A 24,198-nucleotide genomic window follows, 5' to 3' on the forward strand; every position below is an offset into this window, starting at 1 on the left:
TGGACCGGAGCGGTCGCACGGCGCGACCGCTCCGGAGATGGTCATTTGACGGCGATGGGATTCACGGGGGAGCCGACCGCACCCGTGAAGGGCAGGGGCTGGGCGGCGAGCAGGAACTCGTACACGCCGTCGCCGGCGCAGTCCTCCGCCAGCGCCTCCGGGTCCCACATCTCGCCGACGAGCAGGCCGATGTGCGGCAGGGCGACCTGGTGCAGCGGCTGGAAGGAGCCGGGGAACTCGTTGGGGCGGACCTCGAAGCCCCAGGTGTCGGTGGCGATCGCGGCGATCTCGGAACCGTGCAGCCAGCCCGCGGTGCCGAAGGACAGGCCCGGCGCGGGTCCGCCCGCGTAGGTGCCCCAGCCCTCGCCTCGCGACAGCGCCCGTCGGACACGGGCGAGCTGACCGGTGCGCACCAGTACGATGTCGCCCCGGCGGATCTCCGAGGTTTGACCCTGCCGCTCCACCGTGGCACGCAGGTCGTCGGTGGTGATGGCGTAGCCGTCGTCCAGTTCGCCGTCCGGCCCGCCGAGCGCCCGCCCGACGTCGAGCAGGACGCCGCGCCCCACCAGGGGAGCCGCCAGGTGCTCGATGCCGGTGGCGGAGTCGCCCTCGCTCGTGACGGTCTCCGCTCCCTTACGGCCGTTCCAGCCGATGCCGTGATCGAAGACGTGGCCGAGACCGTCCCACTGGGTTCCGCACTGGAGCGGCATGAACACCGCGTCGTCGGCGGCGGTGAGACCGTGCGGGGTGCCCATCTGCTCGGCGGTGTCCTGCCCCGTCGACATCATGGTGTGCACCGGGTTGACCCGGCGCTTCCAGCCGTTCTGCGGGCCGTTCGCGTCCAGCGGGAGGGACAGGGAGAAGGACGTGCCTCGCCGGGCGAGCGCCGCGGCGGCGGAACGTGCCCCATCGTGCAGGAAGTTGACGGTTCCCAGGGCGTCGTCCTCGCCCCAGCGGTTCCAGTTGCTGTAACGGGCCGCCGCCGTGGCGATGGCGGCCTCCGGGTCGGTCCCGTACTCGTCCAGAACATTCATGGCTGACCTCACACGGGGGGCGCGACGAAGCAGCCGCGGTCGACGTCGTTCTGGGACTCCTTGGCCACGAGCTCGCTGAAGGGGTTGGCGGTGCCCCACTGATCCTGGTTCTCCGGCTTGGACACGTCGTACTGGCTGGGGTGCCAGATGTCCTCGTCGAGCAGTTCCAGTTCGGTGGTGTACTCGACGGTGTTGCCGTGCGGGTCGAGGAAGTACGAGAAGGTGTTGTCGCCCGCCGCGTGACGTCCCGGGCCCCACACCTTGTGCACGCCCGCCCGCAGTAGCCGTCCGGAGCCGCGCATGTACTCGTCCAGGCCCCGCATCTCGAACGAGATGTGGTGCAGGGAGGTGTGCGGGCCGCGGGCGATGGCCATGCTGTGGTGCTGGGGGTTGCAGCGCATGAAGTACATGAGGGCGCCCATGTGCGGCAGGGTCAGCGCGTCCGACAGGTCGAAGTCGAGGTGCTTCTCGTACCAGGCGCGAGTGACCTCCGGGTCCGCGGAGTTGACCACGACGTGGGAGATGCGCACGGGGATCGCCTCGCGCTCCTCGATCTTGCGGTGCCTGCGCTCCGCGACGCCGGAACTGACCTCGATGGTCCGGCCGTCGACGTCGAAGAAGCGGAAGCCGTAACCGCCGCCGGCCGTCCGCAGCTCACGCGGTTCGTGCACCAGCTGGACACCGTCGTGTCCCAGGCGTGCCGCCAGCGCGTCGACGGAGGCGCGGTCCGCGGCACCGTAGGCGATCAGGTCGAGCCGCTTCTCCTTGTCCCTGCGCAGCCGCACGATGTACTGCTCCGGGGAGCCCTCGGCGGCCAGGAAGCAGACTCCGTCGTCGTCGGCGACCGGGGTGAGGCCCCACAGGGTGGTGTAGAACTCGCGCTGCTTGTCGAAGTCGGGTACCGCGAGATCGACGTGGCGCAGGTGGGTGATCAGGCGTTCCGTCATCGGACACCTCCGGTGGGTGCGGGCGGGAAACCGGGCAGGGGGCCCAGCAGGCGTTGTGCGTTGCCACCGCGCACGGCGGAGACGGTGGCGGCGTCGAAGCCCGCGGCGAGCAGCCGCTCGACAGGGTTGTCGACGCCCATGTCGAAGGGGAAGTCGCTGCCGAGGGTGACCTGGGTCGGCCCCATGACGTCGACGAGGTGACGCAGCTGCTGCGGTTCGTAGACGAGCGAGTCGACCCACATGCGGCGCAGCTGGACGCTGGGGGGTTCCGTGGTCGTGCGCGCGTCGGGCCGGGTGTTCCAGGCATGGTCGGCGCGGACGACGTACGAGGGAAGGTAACCGCCACCGTGAGCCGCCCAGATCCGCAGACCGGGGTGCCGTTCGAGCAGCCCGGAGAAGGCGATGCGCGAGAGGGCGAGTGCGGTCTCGACGGGGTTGCCGACGGTGTTGAACAGGTAGTAGGCGTTGAGCCGTGCGCCGAGCGTGCAGCCCCAGGGATGGATGAGGACGGCGGCGCCCAGTTCCTCGGCGGCCTGCCAGAACTCGGCAAGGCTCGGGTCGTCCAGTTCCACGCCCGGGGCCGCGGCGGTGGAGATCTGCACCCCGCGCACACCGAAGGACGTGACAGCTTCCCGGAGCTGTCCCACGGCCAGGTCGGGGTACTGGAGCGCCACGGTGCCGATCGGGACGAGCCGGTCCGGGCGCCGGGCGCAGTACTCGGCCACCGCCTCGTTGGACAGGGCCGCGATCCGCTCGGCGAGATCCCGCCCGGCCCAGGCGTGGGGCAGGGGGACGGCGCTGACCGCCTGGATGTCGACTCCGCCCCTGTCCATCGCCGCCAGGCGCAGGTCCAGGCTGGTCAGGCGCGGGCCCAGCGCTTCGATCTGCTCGATGTTGGCGGCCATGGACGCCGGGCCCTGAGCGGTAGCGTCGGTCTCGCGCTGCCGCGCCAGCCCGGGTTCGCCCTCGATCAGCGCGTCGACGGCCGGCACACCGAGGTGGGCGTGCAGATCGACGCTGGGTACGTCCTACGGCTGGACGGACATCACGCCGCCGTCACGCAGCGGTTGCGCTGGGAACCGAGGCCGGTGATGGCCGCGTCCATGACGTCGTCGGGGCGCAGCAGCCGGCCGTGGACCAGGCCGTTGCCGGCCGGGCTGCCGGTGAGCACCAGGTCGCCGGGGAGGAGGGTGGCCATCTTCGAGCAGTGGGCGACGATGCGCGCCACGTCGAAGATCATGTCCCTGGCGGACTCGTCCTGCATGACCTGGCCGTTCAGCTTGAGCGTCAGCTGGAAGTCGGCCGGGTCGGGGGCTGCCGAGCGGGGCACGATCACCGGACCGACCGGCAGGAAGGTGGGCGCGTTCTTGCTCGCCATCCAGTCGGCACCGAGCTCGGGCATGTCGCGGCGCAAAACGAGTTCCCGCAGGGTCAGGTCGTTGACGATCACCCAGCCTGCCACCGCGTCCAGAGCCTGGGAAGGATCCAGGTCGCGGGCCGGCCGGCCGATGACGGCCGCCAGCTCCAGTTCCCAGTCCGGCTGTTTGCCGTATGCCGGCAGGACGACATCGTCGTACGCCCCGCAGATGGCGCTCGGCAGACCGGTGAACACGTACGGCGGGTGTTCCAGTCGCTGGTCCATCTGGTCCACGGCGTCCGCGCGCACCTGTTCCGGGGTGCGCCCGTCGGACGGGTCGTGGTGCTTGACCGCGAGATCGATGACGTGCGTGCGGTAGTTGGCGCCGGCCTGGAAGATCTGCCGGGGCACGACCGGGGCCGCGACCTGGAGCCCGTCCAGCGGGGTCCACCGCTCCCGGTCCGGGGCTGCCGCGAGGGACTCCAGCACGGGCCGGACGGTGTCCCAGTCCTCCATCAGGGCGAGGACGGAGGCAGGCCGGCCGGCCTTCTCCTCGGCGGCGAGATCGAGAACCCGGTCGCGGCACAGCAGCCCCGGGAACGGGGACCGCCCCGCCCGGGAGAAGCTGCCGAGCGCCCATGGTCCGGCGTGGTCGATCGAGGACACCATGCACGTGCTCCTTCGCAGGCTGATCGGCCGACGCCATGTAACGTCGACGTGAACAGCAGCATGCGGGCCGGCCCTGTCGGCAGGCCAACAAATGATCCGTATGGTGAGCCATCCATGGTGCCGATGGCCGCTGAACGAAGGCCTACGGAGGGCACGTTGGAGCTTCCCGCGCTCGATCTGAACTTGATCGTCGTGCTGCACGCACTGCTCCAGGAACGCAATGTGACCCGGGCCGGGGAGCGGGTCGGGCTCAGCCAGCCGGCCACCAGCGCCGCGCTAGCCCGGCTGCGACGGCACTTCGACGACCAGCTCCTGGAGCGGACCGGCAGCCACTACGAGCTGACCCCGCTCGCCCAGGGGCTGCGGGCGGAGCTGGGGGAGACGGTGGAGCAGCTCTCACGCCTGCTCACCGCCCAGCCCCGATTCGATCCGGCGACCACCACCCGTCGCTTCACGGTGCAGTGCTCCGACTCCGTCCTCACCGCGCTGGGCGCACCCCTGGTCGCCTCCCTGCACCGAGCCGCACCGGGGGCGGGCATCGACTTCCGGCCGGTCAGCCGCAGCATGCTGGGCGATCCGCTGCTGGCCCTCAGCGACATCGACGTGCTGGTCATGGCCCGGGGCCTGCTGTCGGACCTGCCCAACGAGGATCTCTACACGGACCGCTGGGTGTGCGTGGCCTGGGCGGAGAACGCGACCGTCCCGGACGTCCTGACAGCCCGGGACGTACGGGAGAGCCACTGGGTCGTCCCCTACGGCCCGTCCCCCCAGGCGTCTCCGGCCGACGCCCATCTGGCCGCCCTCGGTCTCGAGCGACGCGGCACCGTGACCGTGCAGAGCTTCACCGCGCTCTGCCGACTGGTGGTGGGCGGCGACCTGCTGGCCCTGGTCCACCAGCGCGATCTGCTGGCCGCACCGGACGTGCCACTGCGCAGCGTCGCACTGCCGACGAAGATGCCGGCCCTCAGCCAGGCCGCATGGTGGCACCCCCGACGGCAACTGGACCCCGGACACCGGTGGCTCCTGAGCCTGCTCTCCGACACGGCGGCGGCACTGCCTCCTCTGTGATCACGGACGCCGGGGACCGCCCGGAGCGTCGCCCCCGTCCGCCCCGCCGTCGAGCCGGGACGGCGAGCGCCCTCCGGGAACACCTCGGGGAAACATTCCTCAGGCCCGTTGACATCACCTGGGCTGGTGACCAATGCTCGCGATACCGTAGTGCAAACTACGCTTTGGTCACCCGGTACAAGGCGGTCTCCGCCCCTGCCTAAAGGTGACCGGGTCGCACTCAGCAGGGTGAGTGCCGTCCTGCCGAGCCGCCCGCTTCCGACTCTTCGGTCCGAGGGCCACCCACATCACCGAGCCGACGCCCCTGTCGCGCCTCACGGAGGGACCCACCATGAGCACCCGCACCGTCAAGCCGGGCCGCGTCGCCGTCATAGGCGCAGGCCCGGCGGGCATGGCCACGGCCCTGTCCGTCCACCAGGCCGGCCACGAGGTCGCCCTCTTCGAGCGTTACCCGCAGGCCCGGCCGGCCGGCAACATCCTCAATCTCTGGCCGGCGCCCATCAAGGCGCTCGGGCTGATGGGCGTCGACACCGGCGACCTGGGTGCACCCTGCAAAACGGTGTTCCGCAACGTCCGTGGACGCCAGCGCGTGGTCGTGAACCTGCCCGAGGACATCATCCGCGACTACGGCGGCGGCTTCATCGGCCTGCTCCGCCCCGAGCTGTACGAACGGCTGCTGGCCGCACTGCCCGAGGGCGTCCTGCGCACCGACCGCGCCGTACAGCGCATCGAGCAGGACGAGTCCGGCGTCCGGCTGCACTTCGCCGACGGGAGCACCCACGAGGCGGACGTCGTCGTGGGCGCGGACGGCATCAACTCACTGGTCCGGAGCACGCTGTGGGGTGAGAGCCCGCTCCGGCAGCACAACCTGCACATCTTCGGCGGCTTCCTCCTCGACGACGACGACATCCCCGCCGAGCCCGGTCTGTGCCTGATCGCCCACGACCGGTCGGTGCAGGCGAGCGTGACGGAGATCCGGCACCACGGACGCTCCGGCCGCCAGTGGTGGCTGCTCGAAGCCCACGACGCGCGCGAGGAGTACACCGGGGATCTCCACGCCCGTGCCACTGAGCTGGCCCGCCGCTTCAAGTCCCCGGTTCCGGAGCTGGTGGCGGCCACCGACCCGTCCCACGTGCAGCACTGGCCCATCCGCGACCGCAAGCCGATCAAGCAGTGGTCCAAGGGCCGCGCCACTCTCGTGGGCGACGCCGCACACCCCACCTCGCCCTATGCCGCGTACGGAGCCGGAATGGCCACCGAGGACGGTTACTTCCTCGGCCGCCGACTGGCCGGTGTGGACCTGAGCAACCACGCGCAGGTGCGCCGGGCGCTGCAGGACTTCGAGACGCCGCGCAAGCCGCACACCGCTCGGCAGTCACAGACCGCATACGTCCTCGGTCAGGTTTTCCACCACGCGCCGAAGCCGCTGCGACCGGTCCGGGACGCGATCCTCGACCGCACGCCGCTGCTGCAGAAGGTGGTCGGTGAGGGGACACCGGGGGAGATCCTCAAGCAGATCGACGAGATCGACCGCGCGGAAGCGGAGTTCGACAAGCTCTCCGGCACCCGCAAGCACGCAGGCTGACCCGGGACCGGAGAACGGACCGGTCCTGCCCGGCAGGACACCTCTGCCCGGCCGGCTCCCGCGAGGGACGCGCGGCCGGGCGGACGTCAGGCGCCGGCGTCGATGCCGCCGAGCAGCGTGTCGTGGAAGTACCGGGCCACCTCGGCCGCCGAGCGTCCGCCGCCCGGCCGGAACCACTGGTAGGCCCAGTTGCACATGCCCAGGATCGCCATCGTGGTCAGGCGGGGGTCGGCGATGCGGAACTGCCCTGCGGCGATGCCCCGTGCAAGGACGTCGAGCAGCATGCCCTCGTACCGGTCACGCTTGTCGGCGACCTCTTTGCGGACCGGCTCCGGCAGCTCGCGGTAGTGCTCGAAGAACACGCGCAGGTGGCCGGGGTGGGTCTCCATCAGGGACACCAGATCCGTCATGATCGCCAGCAGCAGGCCGCGCGGGTCGAGCGCACCCTCGTCGAGGCGGCGCTGCTGCGCTTCGACGATCAGGTCGATCATCTCCTGGTGCATCTGTACCAGGAGCGCGTCCTTGCTGGGGAAGTAGTAGTACAGCGACGGCTTGCGGATGCCGACCTGCTGGGCGATGGCCTCCATGGACGTCTCCTGGTAGCCCCGTGTGTCGAACAGCCCGGCCGCGACCTTCATGATCTGCGCCTTGCGCTGCTCGCCCGGCATGCGCGTGCCGTCGCTCCGTGCGTCCGCCACCAGTGAACTCCCGTTTTTCTGTCGTCTGCCCGCTCAATCTATGCCACGTGCCGCTGCGGGGGAGGGGCGCGGCAGCCCGTCGAGCGGCCGCAGGCCAAGGGCGTTCGTCAGGCAGGCCACCTTGTGGTACTGCGTGACGACGAGCAGCAGTTCCACGATCTGCTGTGCCGTGTACACCTCGGACAGGGCCGCCCACAACGTGTCGGAGACCGTGGAACCGTCGTGGATCTCGTCGGCGAGCCGGATCACCAGGGCGTCGTGCGCCGCCCACGGGAAGATCTCCCGTGGTTCCGTCGTCGCCTGGATCTCGGCTTCACCGAGACCGGCTTCGGCGGCGAACATGCGCACATGGACGCCCCATTCCGTCTCGGCTCCGGCCCGGGCGCACACCCGCAGCACGGCGATCTCCCGCGTGCGCGCGTCGAGCGCGGGGGTGCCGAGGCAGGCGGCGGTGGCCCGGCGCAGATCGTCCAGCGCGGCGCGGCTGTGGGCCACGGCTTCGAAGAGAGGAAGCGGACGCCCGTCGGGGAGACGGTAGGGGTCCAAAAGCCGGCGGATCTCCGGATCATCCGGAAGGGCGTCGGGCAGGCGCCCGGTCATGCGGCGGCCACCCGCGTCAGGTCCATCTCCGTCACGCCGGCCGGGACCCGCACCGCGCAGGCGGTCCTCTCCCGGACGTCCGCAGCGGTGACGCCCGGAGCGGTCTCGCGCAGCACCAGCCCCTCGCCGGTGACGTCGAACACGGCCAGGTCGGTGATCACCCGGTGCACGACGGCCGCGCCGGTGAGCGGCAGGGTGCAGCGGTCGAGGATCTTGGGCTCGCCCTTGCGGGTGAGGTGCTCCATGGCCACGATCACCCGCCGGGCGCCGTGCACGAGGTCCATCGCCCCGCCCATGCCCTTGACCATCGCCCCGGGGACGGCCCAGCTCGCCAGGTCCCCGTCCGCCGAGACCTGCATGGCCCCCAGTACGGCGACGTCGACGTGACCGCCGCGGATCATGGCGAAGGAGGTCGCGGAGTCGAAGAAGGAGGCTCCGGGGAGCACCGTGACGGTTTCCTTGCCCGCGTTGATCAGGTCCGGATCGGCCTCTCCCGGCAGTGGGTAGTCCCCGGTGCCGAGGATCCCGTTCTCGCTGTGCAGCCGGACGAGGACCCCCGGCGGGAGCAGCCCCGGGATGAGCGTGGGCAGGCCGATGCCCAGGTTGACGTACTGGCCGGTCCGCAGTTCCAGGGCGGCGCGCCGGGCGATCTGTTCTCTGGTGAGGCTCATCGGGTCGTCTCCTCCTGTGCGGCGGGCCGGCGTTCGGTCAGCTTCTCGATGCGCTTCCCCGTCCCGGGGCCGTCCGGTCTGACCGGCACGACACGTTGGACGAAGATGCCGGGGAGGTGCACCTCGTCGGGGTCGAGCTCGCCGGGCGCGTACAGCTCCTCGACCTCGGCCACGGTGACGCGGCCGGCCATGGCGCACAGCGGGTTGAAGTTGCGGGCGGCGCGACGGAAGACGAGGTTGCCGTCCGCGTCACCCTTCCAGGCGCGTACGAGGCCGAAGTCCGCCTGCGTGGCGCGCTCGAGGACGTACGTCCGGCCGTCGAAGACCTCTGTGCGGCGGGGTGGTGAGGCCAGCGCGACGGAACCGTCGGACGCGTAGCGCCACGGCAGACCGCCCTCGGCGATCTGCGTGCCCACGCCCGCGGGCGTGAAGAAGGCGGGGATGCCCGAGCCGGCGGCGCGCAGCCGCTCGGCGAGCGTTCCCTGCGGGATGAGTTCCACCTCCAGCTCGCCCGACAGGTAGCGGCGGGCGAACTCCTTGTTGTCCCCGACGTAAGACGCGGTGACCCGGTCGATCTGCCCTGCTTCCAGCAGGAGACCGAGGCCCCAGCCGTCGACGCCGCAGTTGTTGGACACCACGTGCAGCCCGGTCGGGCCGGCGGAACCAAGTGCGTCGATCAGCAGGCTGGGGATGCCGCACGACCCGAAGCCGCCGACCGCGAGGGTGGCCCCGTCGGGGATGTCGGCGACGGCTGCCACGGGGTCGGTGGCCACTTTGCTCAAGGTGGTGTCGCCTGTCACGGGTGATATGTCCTGGAGGGGATCCACTGGCATGACCCATCCGTCCTTCCGGATCCTGAACGGTTGTCGGAGGTTGTGGTTTCGTCTGCACGCTTCCGGGGCGTCCGTGACACGAGGCGGTCCGGCCCGCTGTCCCGCGCATCGCCGTGGCCCGATGGCGGGCTGTTGACACTGCGGCGTGGCGCACTCTACGTTACCTACCGTCCGGAAGGTAGATAATATGAGCCAGGATTCGGCATCCCATGAGGTGCCCTCCGCCACCGCCCTGAACCTGGTGCGCGGACTTCTGTCGGATGCGACCGCCATGGCCCGCTCCGGCCTCGCCTCGCCCGCCGACATCGACACCGCCATGCGGCTCGGGGCGGGCCACCCCGTCGGCCCGCTCGCCTTCCTCCGCGGCCTGGCCCCCGAGGTACGCGCCCGCCACGACCTCGCCGAACCGCCGGCCGGGAGCGCCGTCGGCGACCGGACGGAAGAGGGAACCGAGGCCGGCGCCTGGAACCACGCTGTGGGCGTCGCCGGTACCGGGACCATGGCGTCGGGGATCACGGAGGGCATGGTGCGGGCGGGCGTCCCCACCGTCGTACTGGCCCGTTCACGCGGCTCGGCGGACCGCCTGGTCTCGGCCGTCACCAGGAGCATGGACGCGGCCGTCGCCAAGGGCCGGCTCGCTACGTCCGACCGGGACGGCGCCCTCTCCCTCCTAGGTACGACCATGCGGCCCGACGACCTGGCCGGCTGTGGACACGTCATCGAGGCCGTTGCCGAACACCGCGACACCAAGAGGGAACTGCTGGCCCGGCTGGACGAGGCGCTGCCCGCCGCCACCGTCCTGGCCACCAACACCTCGTCCCTCACCGTCGGTGAGATCCGCGCGGACCTCCCCGAGCGGCGGACCGTCATCGCGCTGCACTTCTTCAACCCCGCCAAGGCGATGAAGCTGGTGGAGGTCGTCGGCGCCGGACAGGACACGACCGTCCTGGACACGGCATGCGCCTGGGTGCGCCGCATCGGTAAGGTGCCGGTGCGCTGCGGGGACGAGCGCGGGTTCGTCGTCAACCGGCTGCTGATCCCCTACCTGAACGACGCCGTACGGGCCCTCGACTCCGGCGCCTTCACGGTCGTCGAGGCCGACGCGCTGATGCGCCGGGCCCTCGGACACCCCATGGGCCCCTTCGAGCTCATCGACCTCATCGGCACCGATGTCACCGCCGCCGCCCAGTCGATGCTGTACGAGGCATCGGGTGACCCACGTCTCGAACCCGCCGACGGCCTGCTGAGACTGGTCGCCGAGGGACGCCTCGGCCGCAAGAGCGGTACCGGATTCCACGACCACACCACCCCTTCCTCCCGGAGCACGGCATGAGCAGCCACCCCACCCCCGATCCGTCCCTGACCGAGCGCAACGCCCTCTACATCGCGGGAGACTGGCGCCACCCGGCCGGTGAGGCCACAGATGTCGTGGTCAACGCCGCGGACGGCACCGGGCTCGGCGCCGTCCCCCGAGGCACCGCCGCCGACGTGGACACCGCGGTCTCAGTGGCCCGCACGGCCGCCGACGCATGGGCTTCCTCCTCGACGGCCGAACGCGCCGACGCGCTGCGCGCCCTGAGCACCGGCCTCACCGAGCGGCAGGACGCGATCGCGCAGGTGATCAGCCTGGAGGTCGGCACCCCGTTGAAGATCTCCCAGCGGGTCCAGGTCGGACTGCCCTGTGCGGTGCTGAACTCCTTCTCGGACACGGTCTCCTCCTACACGTGGGAGCACCAGGTGGGCCATTCGCTCGTCGTCCGGGAGGCGGCGGGCGTGGTCGGTGCGATCACGCCGTGGAACTACCCGCTGCACCAGCTGATCGCCAAGGTCGGCGGCGCCATCGCGGCGGGCTGCGCGATCGTCGCCAAGCCGGCCGGGGCGGCCCCGCTGTCCGCGTTCGCGTTCGCCGATGTCTTCGCTGAGGTGTCGGCGCGACTGGGGCTTCCTGCCGGGCTGTTCAACCTGGTGTCCGGGCCGGGCTCCGAGGTCGGTGAGGCGATCGCCGGGCACCCCGGCGTGGACGTCGTCTCCTTCACCGGATCCACCGCGGCCGGCGCGCAGGTCATGCGCACCGCCGCCGCGAACATCACACGCGTCTCGCTCGAACTGGGCGGTAAGTCCGCCAACGTCATCCTCGAGGACGCGGACCTGGGCCGCGCCGTCAAGACGGGCGTGAACAACGCCTTCCTGAACTCCGGCCAGACCTGTTCCGCGTGGACCCGCATGCTGGTACCCCGCGAGAAGCAGGACGAAGTCGTCGAACTGGCCCGGGCCGCGGCCGAGCGCCTCACCCTCGGCCACCCCCTGGACCCGGCCACCCGGCTCGGCCCGCTCGCCTCCGCCCAGCAGCAGGCGACCGTACGCGACTACATCCGGCTGGGCGAGACCGAGGGCGCCAAGCTCGTCCTCGGAGGTGCGGAGACGCCGGACGGTCTCGACCAGGGCTTCTACGTGCGCCCGACGATCTTCGCCGATGTCGACCCCTCCTCCCGAATCGCCCAGGAGGAGATCTTCGGCCCGGTGCTCGTCGTGATCCCCTTCGACAGCGAGGACGAGGCCGTGGCCATCGCGAACGACAGCCCGTACGGCCTGGCCGGCGGCGTGTGGAGCGGTGACGAGGAGCGGGCGCTGGCTGTGGCCCGGCGTATCCGCACCGGCCAGGTCGACATCAACGGCGCGGCCTTCAACCCGGCCGCTCCCTTCGGCGGCTACAAGAAGTCCGGGCTCGGCCGGGAGTTCGGCACGCACGGCATCGACGAGTTCACCGAGACGAAGGCGATCCAGCGATGACCACGCCCGCACCGGCGGCCACCGGCCACCTGCTCACGATCAGCCGCTACTACGACGGATGCAGCACCGGTGACCTCGACCTGATGTGCGCCACCCTCGCCGACGACGTCGTCCACTTCTTCCTCACCCCCAACCCCGGCTCGGCGGCCGTGCACGGCGGTGAGCACCTGGCGCGCTACTGGCGCAAGGTGCACCGGATGATCGACGCCGTCTGGATCGTCGACCACATCCTCGACGGAGACGCAGAAGCCGTCATCGAGTGGACGATGTTCTGGACCCCGCAGCAGACCGGGCGACGCGTGGCCACCCGGGGCGCGGAGTGGTTCACGTTCGGCGAGGACGGACGGATCACCGAGATCCGCTCGTACTACCGCCAGGAGACCGGCCAGGACACGGAGTTGGACGGGTTCCCGTACGCGGACCGCGCGTACTCCCGCCACGGTGCCGAGCACAGCTCGCTGCACCTCGGACCCGTTGCCGAGGAGGCCCGGCGATGAACACGGTCACCACCACCCGCAAGGGACCTGTCGAGTGGATCGTCCTCGACCGCCCCGACCGGCTCAACGCCCTGGACGAGCCGACCCGCCGAGCCCTGCTGGCAGCACTGCTCCGGGCCGAGGAGGACCCGGACGTCCGCTGTGTCGTCCTCACGGGCGCGGGCCGCGCCTTCTGCGTCGGCCAGGACCTCGCCGCCCGCCACGAACTGGACGACGCGCGGGCCACCGTCCGCGACACGTACAACCCGCTCGTCACAGTGATCACGACCATGGACACGCCCGTCATCGCGGCGGTCAACGGGCTGGCAGTGGGCGCGGGCATGGGGCTGGCCCTGGTCTGCGACCTCGTGGTCGTCGCCGAGAAGGCGAGCTTCGCATGCGCCTTCGCCAGGGTCGGACTCGTTCCCGACACCGGCGTCTCCAGCGTCCTGGTGGGCGCTCTCGGTCATGCCCGGGCTTTCGAACTCGCTGTGAGCGGACGGTCCCTGAGCGCGGGGGAAGCGCACGGGCTGGGCCTGGTCAACGCCGTCGTCCCGGCCGACGAGCTGGAGAAGGAGGCACAGGCCCGTGCCGACGCACTCGCAGCCGGGCCCGCCACCGCGCTGGCCTTCACCAAGCGGGTCTTCCGCCTGGCCTCGCACGCCCCGGTCGCCGAAGTGATCGCGGCCGAGGCGGATGCGCAAGGGGCCGCCGCCCGCAGCCCTGAGCACGCCGAAGGGCTGACGGCGTTCACCGAGAAGCGCGCCCCGCGCTTCACCACCGCCCTCTGATCCCGCCACGGCTACAGTCGGTAACCGGCCGGGGATGCCTCCGCTCGCAGGGACGTCCCCGGTCGACGACCTCCCCCCTCCACACCGCCACCGTCCTCGCGCAGCAGGAGCAGCTCACATGGTCATCGAGCACGCCGAACTCACCATCACCCCGGGCCGGGAGGCAGCCTTCGAGGAAGCGTTCACCCGCGGCCACCGAGCGATCGCCAAGGCGCCGGGTTACCAGTGGGCGCGGCTGGTCCGGCAGGTGGAGAAACCGAGCACCTACCTGCTTCTGGTCGGTTGGGAGACCGTCGAGGCCCACACCGTCGACTTCCGCGAATCCGCACTCTTCCCACAGTGGCGCGGAGCGGTGGCCGAATACTTTGCCGCGCCTCCCGGCGTCACGCACTATGAAAACCCATGGGAAACCGGTCTGCCCATTGACCTGCAGTGACGACCAGGCCGTGGTCCGGGGCAGTGATCGTGCGCCCGCAGGACCGCGGTCTTCCGCACCCTCCCCTCTCTGGAGTGACCGCCATGTCCGTCACGCACAACCTGATCGCTCGCGCCATGCAACTTGTCGCAGGCCGGTTCGCAGGCCCAATCCCCGAACTCCGGTTCACGGACCTGCCCGGACACACGCGCACGCTCACCGTCCCCACCGACTCGGGCTCCGTGCCCTGCACCGTCTATGAGCCCCGGCCGGAGCCCGGAACCCAGCCGCCTCCGGTCTTCCTGAACCTCCACGGCGGCGGTTTCGTCCTCCGTCACCCGGAACAGGACGACCACATCTGCCGTTACCTGGCGGCGAACGCCGGCTGCGTGGTCGTGAACGCCGACTACACCACCGCCCCCCAGCGCACCTTCCCCACCGCCCCGCGGCAGGCGTACGGGGTATGGCAGTGGCTCGTCGCCAATTCCGCCGCGCAGGGCTGGGACGGGACGCGGCTGGCCGTCGGCGGGCACAGCGCCGGAGGAAACCTCGCCGCAGGCGTCGCCCGCCAGGCCCGGGATCACGGCACGTTCGCACCGCTCCTCCAGATCCTCGACTATCCCGCGACGGACCTGGCCAAGGACCCCGCCGCGAAGCGGACCCGCACCGCCAAACCCGTGATCAGCGCGCGCAGTGCCGGGATGTTCACCGAGGTCTACGTGCCCCGCCCGGCCGATCGCCTGGACCCGCTCGCCTCCCCGGTCCTCGCCGACGACCTCGAAGGACTCGCGCCCGCCCTCGTCATCACTGCCGAACTCGACTCGCTGCGCGACGAGGCCGACGACTTCGCACAGGCGCTGGCCGCTGCGGGAGTCCCTGTGACCCACCGGGTCATGGAGGGCGTCGATCACGTCTTCACCCACCAGGGCCCGGTGGACGCGGCCAAGGAGGCCATCGAGCTGATGGCCCAGTCGTTGCGGGATGTCTTCTCCGACCAGCGCCGCTGAGCACAGGGCTACGTCAGTCGTCGAGGCTCCCCACCTGGACAACGCCACAGCCGGTGGGGCCCGCCGCTGATGACGGGCCTGGTGCCGAACGGTCAGCTGCGCAGCGCGTCGGCGAGGTCGAGGTGAAGGCCGGCGGCGTGTTCGGGGGTGATGGTGCGCCCCGATGCCAACAGACGGCGTGCTATGAGGTGTTCGCGGTTCCGGTTGAGCGACTCCACCGCTCCCAGCCGGCCGTCCGGGCGGAAACGGAACACACTGAACGCGGTGCCGGTGGGGTCGCCGCGAACGACCAGGTGGTCGTCCGCGCGGCTGAAGCCCGCGATGCTGAGCCGGTGCGTGCCCCAGTGGCTCCAGAACCATGGCTGCATGGCAAACGGGTCGCCGGTCTTCCCGGTGATCCGGTCGGCGAGGTAGCGGGCCTGTTGCTGGGCGTGGGGGACCGACTCGATCCTGATTCTGCCGCCGGGAACCTCGGGGTCGGGGATGCTCGCGCAGTCGCCGAGGGCGTGGATCGCCGGGTCGCTGGTGCGCAACCACCGGTCGGTCTCGATGCCGTCGTTCACCGCCAGCCCGCACCGGGCCGCGAGCTCGATCCGTGGTGAGACGCCGATACTGGCCACGGCCAGATCGCTCGCCACGTCAGGGCGCCCCTCGACGGCGACGGACGTGATCCCGCCCCGTCGCGTCACCGACACGAGCCTGGCCTCGCAGAGCAGGTCGACGTCGAGTTCGCGCACGATCCGGCCCACAGCGGCCGAGACGTCGGGGGCCAGTCGCCCCAGCGGCCGGGACTCATTGGTCAGCACGCTCACCGCGACGTCGCGGCCTCTCGCGGCCGCTGCCAGCTCCAGCCCCAGGAAACCGGCCCCCACCACAGTCAGCCGGCTGCCAGGTACCAGCCGGTCGCGGACCGCGGCCGCGTCGGCGCTGGTGCGGAAGGTCTGCAGCTCCCGGCCGCCGGCCACCGGAAGCTCGCGCGGCTCGGCGCCGGTGGCGAGGACGAGCACGTCGTACGACAGCGTCCTGCCACTGTCGAGCTTCACGCTGCGACCCTCACGGTCTATCGCTGCCACGCCGTGCCGGTGCAGCGCGATCCGGTGTTCGTCGAACCAGGCCGGGCGACGTAGAGGACTGTGGGGGACAGGCGGGCCGGTCAGGAACTCCTTCGTCAGCGGGGGCCGCTCGTACGGTGTGTCGGAGTCCTGGTCCAGCACGTCCACGCGGCCCGTGAAGCCCTGCTCGCGCAGCCGGCCGGCCAACTCCATGCCGGCATGGCCGGCACCGACGATCACGACCGACGCCGGAAGCGGCTCAGTACTGGGTGTCAGGGACATCGACGATCAGGCTCGTTTCAGGAGTCACGGGAAGCTGGCAGGCCAGGCGGCTGCGCACCGGGTCGCGGTCGGTGATCACGACGTCGAGGATGTCGAGTTCCTCCTCGTTCGGATCCGGCAGACCGCCGAGGTACTCGTCGTGGACCTTGACGTGGCACGTGCCGCACATCGCCTGGCCGCCGCACTCGCCGATGATGCCGGGGACGCCGTGTTCGACGGCCAGCCGCATCGCGGTGGTCGGCTGTGTCACGGACACGGCCCTGGGGCCTGTCCCCGCGCCCACGTACACGACGCTGCCCGCATCGGCCTGACGGACGATGCGCTCCTGCTGGTTGCTCTCGGTCACGTCGCTCCTCACTTGTTGTTCTCGGTGTCCCATGTCACGGGCAGGCCGGGCAGTCCGCGGAAGAAGAATCCGTGGAAGCGCGCATCGTCGTCGACGGGTGTCAGGCCGGGAAGCCCGTCGTACAGCAAGGGCCACGCGACCTCCGCTATCGAGCTCCGGGCGGCCCAACTGCCCGCGCAGATATGGGGTCCGGAACCGAAGGCGAGGTGAGGTCTGCGCGGGCGGGACACCACGAACCGATCAGGCTGTTCGAAGTGACGGGGGTCGCGGTTGGCCGCGCCGAGCAGGATCCACACCAGCGACCCCGCGGGCATCGTGACACCGTTCAGTTCGACGTCCACGCGCGCCCGGCGCATCAGCGTGTGGATCGGCGGCATCCAGCGCACCACCTCGTCGAAGACCTGGGTGTAGGTGTACTCGCCGGCGCGTACGGCGGCCAGTTGGTCAGGATGCTGGGACAGCGCGTGTACACCAGAGGTGAGCACGTGCTGCGGCTCGTTGACCCCGCCGGAGATGGCCAGCTTGGCGTTGGCGCGAACGAGGTCCGGCGGCAGGCCCGCGCGGAGCATGACGGAAATCATGGAAGGGTCCGCAGAGCCGGCCAGTTCGGCCATGCGCCGGTCGATCGCGGCGTCCGCCTCGGCGTTGGCGATGCGGTTGGCCTCGGAAACCCGCGGGTCCTCCTGGACGTTCGCCACCGCGGCGATGAACGCGAGCGACCAGCGCTGCACGTCGGTCCACGGCACGTCCGGCAGGCCCACCACCACCCCCAGGTTCATCGCGGCGTAGGGGAGCGCGAAGTCGGCATTGATGTCGGCGCCGGGGCCGAGCCCGCGGAACCGCTCCAGGACCTGCCTCGCATGGGCCTCGAAGTGTGTGCGCCACACCTCGGCGATGACTTTGGGCCGTAGGGCCGGGTTGATGGCTGCTCGCTCCACGCCGTGCTCGGGCTCGTTCTTACTGAGCATCACTTCGCCCATGGCCCGCTTCAGGGGGCTGTCCTCCTGCTCGATCTCGAACAGGTCCTCGTTGGCCTCGACGAAGCGGCAGTTGTCGAGCCCGGTGAGGAGGAATCGGCCCAGCTGTGGAGCCCATGTCACCGGCCCTACCGCCCGAAGTCGGTCGTAGACGGCGTAGGGGTCCTCGGCCAACTGCTCCAGGGTCACCCAGTCTGCGGTCGGCACTGCATTCACCGGCATGTCCTGACCTCCTCGTCAGTTCGTGTGCCACAGCATGGACGACTCCAGTTCCAGCGGTAAAGAGCGATATCGTGCTCTGAATCCCCGGGATTTCGGAGGAATGATGGGCTTCGACGACCACCGCCGCTTCACCCTGCGCCAGCTCGCGGTCTTCGTCTCGGTGGCCGAGTCCGGCTCGATCAGTGGGGCATCGGGCGCACTGGGCATGTCCGAGACATCCGTCTCCTCGACCCTGACCGATCTCGAGCGGACACTCGGTCTCCGACTGTGTATCCGGCGCCGCGCCCGAGGCGTGGAGCTGACCACGCACGGCCGTGACGTGCTTGACCGCGCGCGGACCCTGCTGGACGCCGCCGAAGACCTGCATGGTGATCTGGCCGCCCAGCACAGCCGTCTCACAGGTGTCGTCCGAGTAGGGGTCATGGCCGGCCTCGCGCCGTCGCTGGCCCCTCCGGTGGTCGACGCGTGCCGAGTCCGGCACCCAGGGGTGGTCATCGACCTGGTGCTCGGCAGCCAGGACGATCTGATCGGCCGGCTCGGCACGGAGATCGACCTGGCAGTGGTCCTCGGTCGCCATCTCCCGCGAAGCGTGCCGCGGCGTGAAGTGTTCGAAGTGACCGTGCACGCGATACTGCCCGCGGACCACCCCCTGGCCGCGCGGTCGAGCGTCGCCCTCCGTGACCTCGTCCACGAGCCGCTCCTGTTGGTGGACACGCCCGCGTCGGTCGAGCACGCTTACGCGATGTACGAGTCGATCGGCGCCACTCCCCACGTGGGCTTCAGAAGCAGCAGCTTCGAGGTCACCCGCTCGCTCGTGGGGCGCGGCCTCGGGTTCAGCCTGCAGGTCCTGCGGCCCCACGGCGACCACACCTACGAGGGGCTCCCCCTGGCCGTACGCCCGATCGATGACGTCGACCTCCGCGAGATCGTCGTCATCGCGTGGTCGGCAGAGGTACGGCCCTCCTCTCGGGCCTTGGCGCTGATCGATCTCACGGCCGAGGCGCTCGACACAGCCGAGGTGCGCTCTGCATGGAGCGTGTAGGCCTCGTGCCGGACCGCTCAGCGCCGGTCCCCTCCGAGCCGCACGACGTCCGGACGCCCTTGCCGAGCGGCGAGGAGGGAGGGCAATGCCGCACACTGCTCGGGTCACGCAGCATCGATCACGTGCTCGGCGGCATAACGAGGTTGACCCGCAACCGCTCGCCAGGTGACTCGGACTGATACCTGAACAGAAGACGGGCGGCGAGCTCCTTGCGGCTGTAGTCATCTGTGCGGGCGGTGGCAAGAGGCACAGGAACGGTCGGTTGGGTACGGCGACGTCAGACACGCCTGCCCCGTAGGTCTCCGACGTGATCATGCCACCTTGCCGAGCCGTCAGCAACTATTTGTACGAAACATCTAGCATCGGGGCATGACCCCGTTTACCATCCGGGCATGACCGACCGAGAGAAGCGCGGCGGTCCGAGCCATCCCGCTGACTGGTTCCCTGGGGGACTCCGGGAAGGTCGATCCGTGCAGCGACTCACCGGACATCAGTGCCTGTGCAGGCGGCGCCCGGTCGTCTCGGCCGGTGACCAGGGCGCTACGCCGGCTTCGAACCGATGGGCCGGAACCGGAAAAGGCCAACGCCGTGTCCGGGAGTGAGCGTCAACGAAGCAGGGCGCCAGCGTCTTCGCTCTGAAGGCGAGTGCCACGACTGACGTCTGCGGGTTACCACGCTGAATCGGACCAGCCCGCTTCCCTTGACACAGTCATCGGCCCGCCCACATTTTCCGTCCTCGGCAGCTGTCGTCGGCGGCCTCCTTCCGCCGATCCGGCGGACCAGAAAGGAGCGCGCGAGCGCGTGTACACCGAACCTTGGAACACTCACATCGAAGACAAGTTCTCGACACCGGCCTTCCGGCATGCCGCCGAGTTCTGGGTCCCCAAAAAGCCGCTGGTCATCGTTCCTTCCCGGCTGATCGACGCTTCGGCGCCGGTCTACGGCTACGGTGAGGTCGGCGCCGGCGACAACGATCTCCTGTCGCAGCACGACGATGTGCCGATGGGGGAGCAGATCATCGTCCACGGCCGGGTCACCGACAGCTGGGGACGCCCCGCGCGTGACATGCTGGTCGAGATCTGGCAGGCCAATGCCGCGGGCAAGTACGTGCACGACCACGACCGGACCCCGAAGCCGATCGACCCGAACTTTACGGGCGCGGGGCGCACGCGCACCGATGCCGACGGCGCGTACTCGTTCAAGACCATCAAGCCGGGCGCCTATCCCTGGACGAAGCACAGGGAGGCGTGGCGCGCCCAGCACCTCCACTTCTCCCTGACCGGCCGGGGTCTGTCCGAGCGCCACGTCACGCAGATGCTGTTTCCGGGTGATCCCCTCATCAGCAGCGATCCGATCGTCACCACCATCCCTGATGAGAAGGCACGCCAGCGGCTCATCTCCCGGCTCGACTGGGAGGCCTGCATTCCCGAGATCGCCCTTGCCTACCGCTTCGACATCGTCCTCGGCGGCATCAACGCGACCCCTGCGGAGCATTGAGATGACCAAGACTGCAGATGACGGGAACCGTGTCGGCCCCTCCGGGACCGACCAGTTCGTCCGCACCCCGCGCACGATCCTCGGCCCCTACTTCACGCTGGGCATGCCACTGTGTTCAGCCGTGGAGCCCGAGGGCGACGACCGCACCCCTTTCACCGTCACCGGATGCGTGCTCGACGGGCTGGGCCATCCGGCCCCGGGGACGATGATCGAGACCAACCAGCCGGAGGGCCTGACGAGGTCCTTCACCGGCATGGACGGCGCGTACTCGATCACCACCGTCAAGCCGAAGGCTCTGTCCGGACGGGCGCCGCACCTGACGCTGCTGATTACCACCGGTGCGATGATGCGTCCGGCAGTGACGTGTCTCTATTTCCCGGACGAGTCGAACGACACCGACGAGCTGCTCGCGCAGCTGTCGCCGCAGCAGCGCGCCACGATGCTTGCTCGCGCCACCGACGACGGCTATGAGTTCGACATCCACCTGTCCGGTGATTCCGAGAGCACCTTCCTCGGCTGGCCCGGACTCCAGGGCGACATGGAGTCAGAAGGCGAGGAACCGTGATGACCGGAACGTTCGGCGTCGTCACGATCTAACTTGTCTACCTGGTCCACCCCGGGTCCTGAACGAGGGAGACTACCGTCGTAAGCATGTGAGTTCGGGCCGCGCTACCGAGCTGAGGTCCCCGACGGCGTCACGACCTGGACCGGATCGCGCAGTCGGCGCACCCGGCAGGCCACCGCCCGCAGCCGAGCGCTTGACATGGCTGCCGAACGGCCAGGTATGTGAGTGTGCGCCGGACGTCGGCCACACTTCTCCGGGGAGCGGCCGGACGAGCTCGACGGCGCCGTTGTTCAATTCCTCCGCACACGCGGACCATTCCTGTGTGGCAAGCCGGCGGAGCCGTTCGCGGACCGGAGGGCGGCGGTGAGGCATTGGTGCACTCCACCGCTCTTCGCGTCTTCGGCGGCCCCATCGAAGTGTCGGCCTACCTCGCGAACTACCTGCGGACGCAGGCCCCATGGCGGCATTCGACCTGGGGCCAGGGTCTCGCTGGGCCGCCCTGCTCCGGTATCAGCCGGGAGATGAGGCACGTCTTCAGCCGCCCTCGGCATCTCCTTGCCAGGCTTCAACCGTTCGGTTAAAGTCGGGATCCTGCTGACTGAGAGACGCCTACTTCCATGCATAGGAGTTGTCGAGTGAAGACCTTTGACGCATTGGCTCGGCGGCTTGTTCATTACGGCATCGAGCCCCTGTTCGGTCTCATGGGTGACGCCAACATGCAGTTCATAGCGAGTTACATCGATGAGCACGGTGGGCGGTACATCGGGAGCACTCACGAGGCCGGTGCGGTGGGCATGGCGGACGGTTACGCCCGCGCGACCGGAACGGTCGGCGTGGCCACGGTGACTCACGGCCCGGGAACTACGAACACTCTTACGGCGCTCACGGAAGCTGTTCGTGCCGGAACGCCTCTCGTGCTCATGACGTCTAGCACCCCGAGTTCGACCCCGAATCATATTCAGAACATTGATCTGGCACGTCTGGCCGAGCCGACCGGAAGCGCCTTCAGGAGGCCGCTTCGAGCGCAGGACGTTCCCGATGAACTGGGGCGCGCACTGGCTCAAGCCCGATCCGAATCGCGCCCTGTGGTGCTGGACATCCCCGTAGAATTTCACGGAGTGGAGATCGAGGACACGGTCGCCGCTCCACGTGAAGCGCCGGTGGTTGAGACAGACCTTGATCCGGAACTGCTGGATGCCGCACTCGGAGTGATCGCCTCGGCGCGTCGCCCCCTTGTGATAGCCGGGCGCGGCGCCGTCGAGTCGGATGGTCACGAGGCCATCACCGCGTTCGCCAATCTGATCGGGGCCGCGGTAGCCACGACGGTAGCGGCCCGCGGCTTCTTTTCCGGCCACGAACTGAACCTGGGTATCTGCGGGAATCTTGCCCACTCGGAGGGTCTCACCGCAGTGCTCGACTCCGATTGCGTGATTGCTTTCGGCGCCAGTCTCAACAGTTACACCACAGATTCCGGATCGCTTTTCGAGGGCAAACCGGTAGTGCACATCGATCGAGACGCCGATCATCTCAACAGGTATCACCAAGCGGAGGTCGGGCTCTGCGGAGACGCTGCTGCCGTCGCCACGGCAATTACCCAGGTTCTCATTTCGGAAGAAATCGAGTTTGCGTCGAACCGAGCCGGCCTGGCTGAAAAGCTTCGGAACCGTGTCCCTACAGATGATTTCGTCGAGGCGAGTGGCCCGGACACCGTCGACATGCGGTCGGCGATGCTACGACTGAGCAAGCGCCTCCCGTCGAACCGGGCGGTCGTGACGGATGCCGGCCGCTTCTTGAGGTCGGTGTGGCGGTACATCGACGTGCCTCACCCCCGGCACAGCGCGGTCACCCACAACTTCGGATCCATCGGCCTGGGGATCGGGTGCGCGACAGGCGTCTCCGTGGCGGCACCCGATCTCGTGACGTTCGCCTTCGTGGGAGACGGCGGAGGGATGATGAGTCTGACGGAGTTCAACACCTCGGTGAGGTACGGACTGCCGCTGGTTCTCGTTGTCATCAACGATGGTTCCTACGGTGCCGAGTACTCGAAGCTGCAGGGATTCAACGCTGATCCACGCCACTCCCTGGTGCAGTGGCCCGAGTTCTCGGACCTGGGGGTCGCGTTGGGCGGAAACGCCGTGACGGTGCGGTCCCTGGAGGAGATCGACAAGCTCGATGAGTCCACGTGGGCTCCGGAGAACCTCCCCTTGCTCCTCGAGATCAAGGTCGATCCTTCCATCGACTACTACGCCTAGTACGCGACGGCTCGGGGACGTCGAGGTTTTCCCCGGGCTGCCGGGGTTGTACGCACGGTGCGGTGAAGAAACTCGGCGACGCGGTCTTTGTCCACCGGTGGCGGGCCCTCAGAAGCCTCGCCCAGACTGTGCCAGTTCGCTGCCGCTCTGCTCCAAAACATGGTGCGGCCGCGGACCTGCTTGACCAGGAGGCTGTCGCCGGAGACCGTGCCCGGTCGGCGTTATGGGCCCGTGCCCGCGGTGGCACCTGACCGGTGCCCCTACCCGCGTTGTCCCCGATGTCTTCCAGGCTCCGCTCGGCGCGACGCGCCTCGCGCCTGTCCGTCGTCAGGGGGCGTCTCACCCGGGCGCCTCCGCGGCGTCCTTGCGCTGCGGCCCGCAGGCTACGACACGCGAGAGGCTGACGTCGGCCGGAGTGTCACGCAGGGGCACGAGACTCCAGCGCGATGCGCTGGTCAGACACTTTTCGTTCGAGATGGACCTGACAGTGACGGTAGTAAGGAGATCGGCGTGAGCTTGAGGATCGTTGTCTGTGTGAAGTACGTGCCCGACGCCACCGGCGACCGGCACTTCGCCGATGACCTGACCCTGGACCGTGACGACGTCGACGGTCTGCTGTCGGAGCTCGACGAGTACGCGGTCGAGCAGGCGCTGCAGATCGCCGACGAGGCGGACGACGCGGAGATCACCGTGCTCACGGTGGGTCCCGAGGACGCCAGGGACGCGCTGCGCAAGGCGCTGTCGATGGGCGCCGACAAGGCCGTCCACGTCGAGGACGACGACCTGCACGGCACCGACGTCATCGGTACCTCCCTGGTGCTGGCCAAGGCTGTCGAGAAGACCGGTTACGACCTGGTCATCTGCGGCATGGCGTCGACGGACGGCACCATGGGCGTGCTCCCGGCGCTGCTCGCGGAGCGCCTCGGTGTCCCGCAGGTCACCCTGCTCTCCGAGGTCTCGGTCGACGGCGGCACGGTGAAGGGCCGTCGCGACGGTGACTCCGCGTCCGAGCAGCTCGAGGC

24 protein-coding genes are annotated in these 24,198 nt (G+C 69.7%); 13 read left to right on the top strand and 11 right to left on the bottom strand.

Annotation, left to right across the window (positions count from 1 at the left end):
- Positions 1-41: 41 nt before the first annotated feature.
- Genes AB0P41_RS30335 through AB0P41_RS30350 form a run of 4 tightly spaced genes read right to left on the bottom strand, consistent with a single transcriptional unit; the run spans position 42 to position 4,007 of the window.
- Positions 42-1,034 (bottom strand): cyclase family protein, encoded by a 993-nt coding sequence (locus tag AB0P41_RS30335; protein ID WP_356715217.1) that lies wholly within the window; start codon positions 1,032-1,034, stop codon positions 42-44.
- A gap of 8 nt (positions 1,035-1,042) precedes the next feature.
- Positions 1,043-1,981, bottom strand: coding sequence for a VOC family protein (locus tag AB0P41_RS30340; RefSeq protein WP_356715219.1), 939 nt, complete (start codon positions 1,979-1,981; stop codon positions 1,043-1,045).
- Positions 1,978-2,991, bottom strand: a complete 1,014-nt coding sequence (locus AB0P41_RS30345; RefSeq protein WP_365935316.1) for an amidohydrolase family protein — start codon at positions 2,989-2,991, stop codon at positions 1,978-1,980. Before AB0P41_RS30345 ends, AB0P41_RS30340 begins: the two co-directional genes overlap by 4 nt.
- 35 nt (positions 2,992-3,026) lie before the next feature.
- A complete protein-coding gene (locus AB0P41_RS30350; protein WP_356715223.1) occupies positions 3,027-4,007 on the bottom strand; it encodes a fumarylacetoacetate hydrolase family protein in 981 nt (326 codons plus the stop codon).
- 156 nt (positions 4,008-4,163) lie between these two features.
- On the opposite strand from AB0P41_RS30350, the gene AB0P41_RS30355 reads away from it, so the two are divergent.
- Together AB0P41_RS30355 and AB0P41_RS30360 are read left to right on the top strand one after the other, a co-directional pair.
- The gene (locus AB0P41_RS30355) at positions 4,164-5,075 is read left to right on the top strand and encodes a LysR family transcriptional regulator (protein WP_356715225.1); all 912 of its coding nucleotides are present in this window, start codon (positions 4,164-4,166) and stop codon (positions 5,073-5,075) included.
- Between the two features lie 331 nt (positions 5,076-5,406).
- On the top strand, positions 5,407-6,660 hold the full coding sequence (locus tag AB0P41_RS30360) for an NAD(P)/FAD-dependent oxidoreductase (RefSeq protein ID WP_356715227.1): 1,254 nt from the start codon (positions 5,407-5,409) through the stop codon (positions 6,658-6,660).
- An 86-nt stretch (positions 6,661-6,746) separates the two neighbouring features.
- Here AB0P41_RS30360 and AB0P41_RS30365 read toward each other — a convergent pair whose 3' ends face one another.
- Genes AB0P41_RS30365 through AB0P41_RS30380 form a run of 4 tightly spaced genes read right to left on the bottom strand, consistent with a single transcriptional unit; the run spans position 6,747 to position 9,402 of the window.
- On the bottom strand, positions 6,747-7,358 hold the full coding sequence (locus AB0P41_RS30365) for a TetR/AcrR family transcriptional regulator (RefSeq protein WP_356715229.1): 612 nt from the start codon (positions 7,356-7,358) through the stop codon (positions 6,747-6,749).
- A gap of 33 nt (positions 7,359-7,391) precedes the next feature.
- Positions 7,392-7,958, bottom strand: a complete 567-nt coding sequence (locus AB0P41_RS30370) for a carboxymuconolactone decarboxylase family protein (protein WP_365935294.1) — start codon at positions 7,956-7,958, stop codon at positions 7,392-7,394.
- The gene (locus AB0P41_RS30375; protein ID WP_356715233.1) at positions 7,955-8,629 is read right to left on the bottom strand and encodes a CoA transferase subunit B; all 675 of its coding nucleotides are present in this window, start codon (positions 8,627-8,629) and stop codon (positions 7,955-7,957) included. The genes AB0P41_RS30370 and AB0P41_RS30375 overlap by 4 nt, the downstream gene beginning before the upstream one ends.
- Positions 8,626-9,402: a CoA transferase subunit A gene (locus tag AB0P41_RS30380; protein WP_356715235.1), complete on the bottom strand. Its 777-nt coding sequence runs from the start codon at positions 9,400-9,402 to the stop codon at positions 8,626-8,628. The genes AB0P41_RS30375 and AB0P41_RS30380 overlap by 4 nt, the downstream gene beginning before the upstream one ends.
- Before the next feature lie 247 nt (positions 9,403-9,649).
- Between AB0P41_RS30380 and AB0P41_RS30385 the strand changes: the two genes are divergently transcribed.
- From AB0P41_RS30385 to AB0P41_RS30410, 6 genes are all read left to right on the top strand, one after another.
- Positions 9,650-10,795, top strand: a complete 1,146-nt coding sequence (locus AB0P41_RS30385; RefSeq protein ID WP_365935296.1) for a 3-hydroxyacyl-CoA dehydrogenase NAD-binding domain-containing protein — start codon at positions 9,650-9,652, stop codon at positions 10,793-10,795.
- Positions 10,792-12,252 carry an aldehyde dehydrogenase family protein gene (locus AB0P41_RS30390; protein ID WP_356715240.1) on the top strand — a complete coding sequence of 487 codons (1,461 nt, stop codon included), beginning with the start codon at positions 10,792-10,794 and terminating at the stop codon, positions 12,250-12,252. The genes AB0P41_RS30385 and AB0P41_RS30390 overlap by 4 nt, the downstream gene beginning before the upstream one ends.
- Positions 12,249-12,749, top strand: coding sequence for a nuclear transport factor 2 family protein (locus tag AB0P41_RS30395; RefSeq protein ID WP_356715242.1), 501 nt, complete (start codon positions 12,249-12,251; stop codon positions 12,747-12,749). The genes AB0P41_RS30390 and AB0P41_RS30395 overlap by 4 nt, the downstream gene beginning before the upstream one ends.
- Positions 12,746-13,519, top strand: coding sequence for an enoyl-CoA hydratase-related protein (locus AB0P41_RS30400; protein WP_356715245.1), 774 nt, complete (start codon positions 12,746-12,748; stop codon positions 13,517-13,519). Before AB0P41_RS30395 ends, AB0P41_RS30400 begins: the two co-directional genes overlap by 4 nt.
- Positions 13,520-13,637: 118 nt before the next feature.
- On the top strand, positions 13,638-13,955 hold the full coding sequence (locus AB0P41_RS30405) for an antibiotic biosynthesis monooxygenase family protein (RefSeq protein ID WP_356715247.1): 318 nt from the start codon (positions 13,638-13,640) through the stop codon (positions 13,953-13,955).
- Between the two features lie 83 nt (positions 13,956-14,038).
- The gene (locus AB0P41_RS30410; RefSeq protein ID WP_356715249.1) at positions 14,039-14,941 is read left to right on the top strand and encodes an alpha/beta hydrolase; all 903 of its coding nucleotides are present in this window, start codon (positions 14,039-14,041) and stop codon (positions 14,939-14,941) included.
- 92 nt (positions 14,942-15,033) lie between these two features.
- On the opposite strand, the gene AB0P41_RS30415 is transcribed toward AB0P41_RS30410, so the two are convergent.
- Genes AB0P41_RS30415 through AB0P41_RS30425 form a run of 3 tightly spaced genes read right to left on the bottom strand, consistent with a single transcriptional unit; the run spans position 15,034 to position 17,820 of the window.
- Complete coding sequence (locus tag AB0P41_RS30415) at positions 15,034-16,275, bottom strand: FAD-dependent oxidoreductase (protein ID WP_365935300.1); 1,242 nt, start codon at positions 16,273-16,275, stop codon at positions 15,034-15,036.
- The gene (locus tag AB0P41_RS30420) at positions 16,253-16,621 is read right to left on the bottom strand and encodes a 2Fe-2S iron-sulfur cluster-binding protein (protein WP_356715253.1); all 369 of its coding nucleotides are present in this window, start codon (positions 16,619-16,621) and stop codon (positions 16,253-16,255) included. The genes AB0P41_RS30415 and AB0P41_RS30420 overlap by 23 nt, the downstream gene beginning before the upstream one ends.
- Positions 16,622-16,629: 8 nt before the next feature.
- The gene (locus tag AB0P41_RS30425) at positions 16,630-17,820 is read right to left on the bottom strand and encodes a cytochrome P450 (RefSeq protein WP_356715255.1); all 1,191 of its coding nucleotides are present in this window, start codon (positions 17,818-17,820) and stop codon (positions 16,630-16,632) included.
- A gap of 103 nt (positions 17,821-17,923) precedes the next feature.
- Here AB0P41_RS30425 and AB0P41_RS30430 point away from each other — a divergent pair, with 103 nt between their 5' ends.
- From AB0P41_RS30430 to AB0P41_RS30450, 5 genes are all read left to right on the top strand, one after another.
- The gene (locus AB0P41_RS30430; RefSeq protein WP_356715257.1) at positions 17,924-18,862 is read left to right on the top strand and encodes a LysR family transcriptional regulator; all 939 of its coding nucleotides are present in this window, start codon (positions 17,924-17,926) and stop codon (positions 18,860-18,862) included.
- An 801-nt stretch (positions 18,863-19,663) separates the two neighbouring features.
- On the top strand, positions 19,664-20,359 hold the full coding sequence (locus tag AB0P41_RS30435) for a protocatechuate 3,4-dioxygenase subunit beta (protein ID WP_356715259.1): 696 nt from the start codon (positions 19,664-19,666) through the stop codon (positions 20,357-20,359).
- A 1-nt stretch (position 20,360) separates the two neighbouring features.
- Positions 20,361-20,924, top strand: coding sequence for a hypothetical protein (locus AB0P41_RS30440; protein WP_356715261.1), 564 nt, complete (start codon positions 20,361-20,363; stop codon positions 20,922-20,924).
- 635 nt (positions 20,925-21,559) lie between these two features.
- Positions 21,560-23,176, top strand: coding sequence for a thiamine pyrophosphate-binding protein (locus tag AB0P41_RS30445; protein WP_365935303.1), 1,617 nt, complete (start codon positions 21,560-21,562; stop codon positions 23,174-23,176).
- Positions 23,177-23,686: 510 nt separating this feature from the next.
- Positions 23,687-24,198 (top strand): electron transfer flavoprotein subunit beta/FixA family protein (locus tag AB0P41_RS30450; protein WP_365935304.1); only part of this gene is annotated, 512 nt, incomplete at its 3' end.

Origin of the sequence: Streptomyces sp. NPDC079167 (assembly GCF_040686735.1) — a bacterium.
GTDB lineage: Bacteria > Actinomycetota > Actinomycetes > Streptomycetales > Streptomycetaceae > Streptomyces.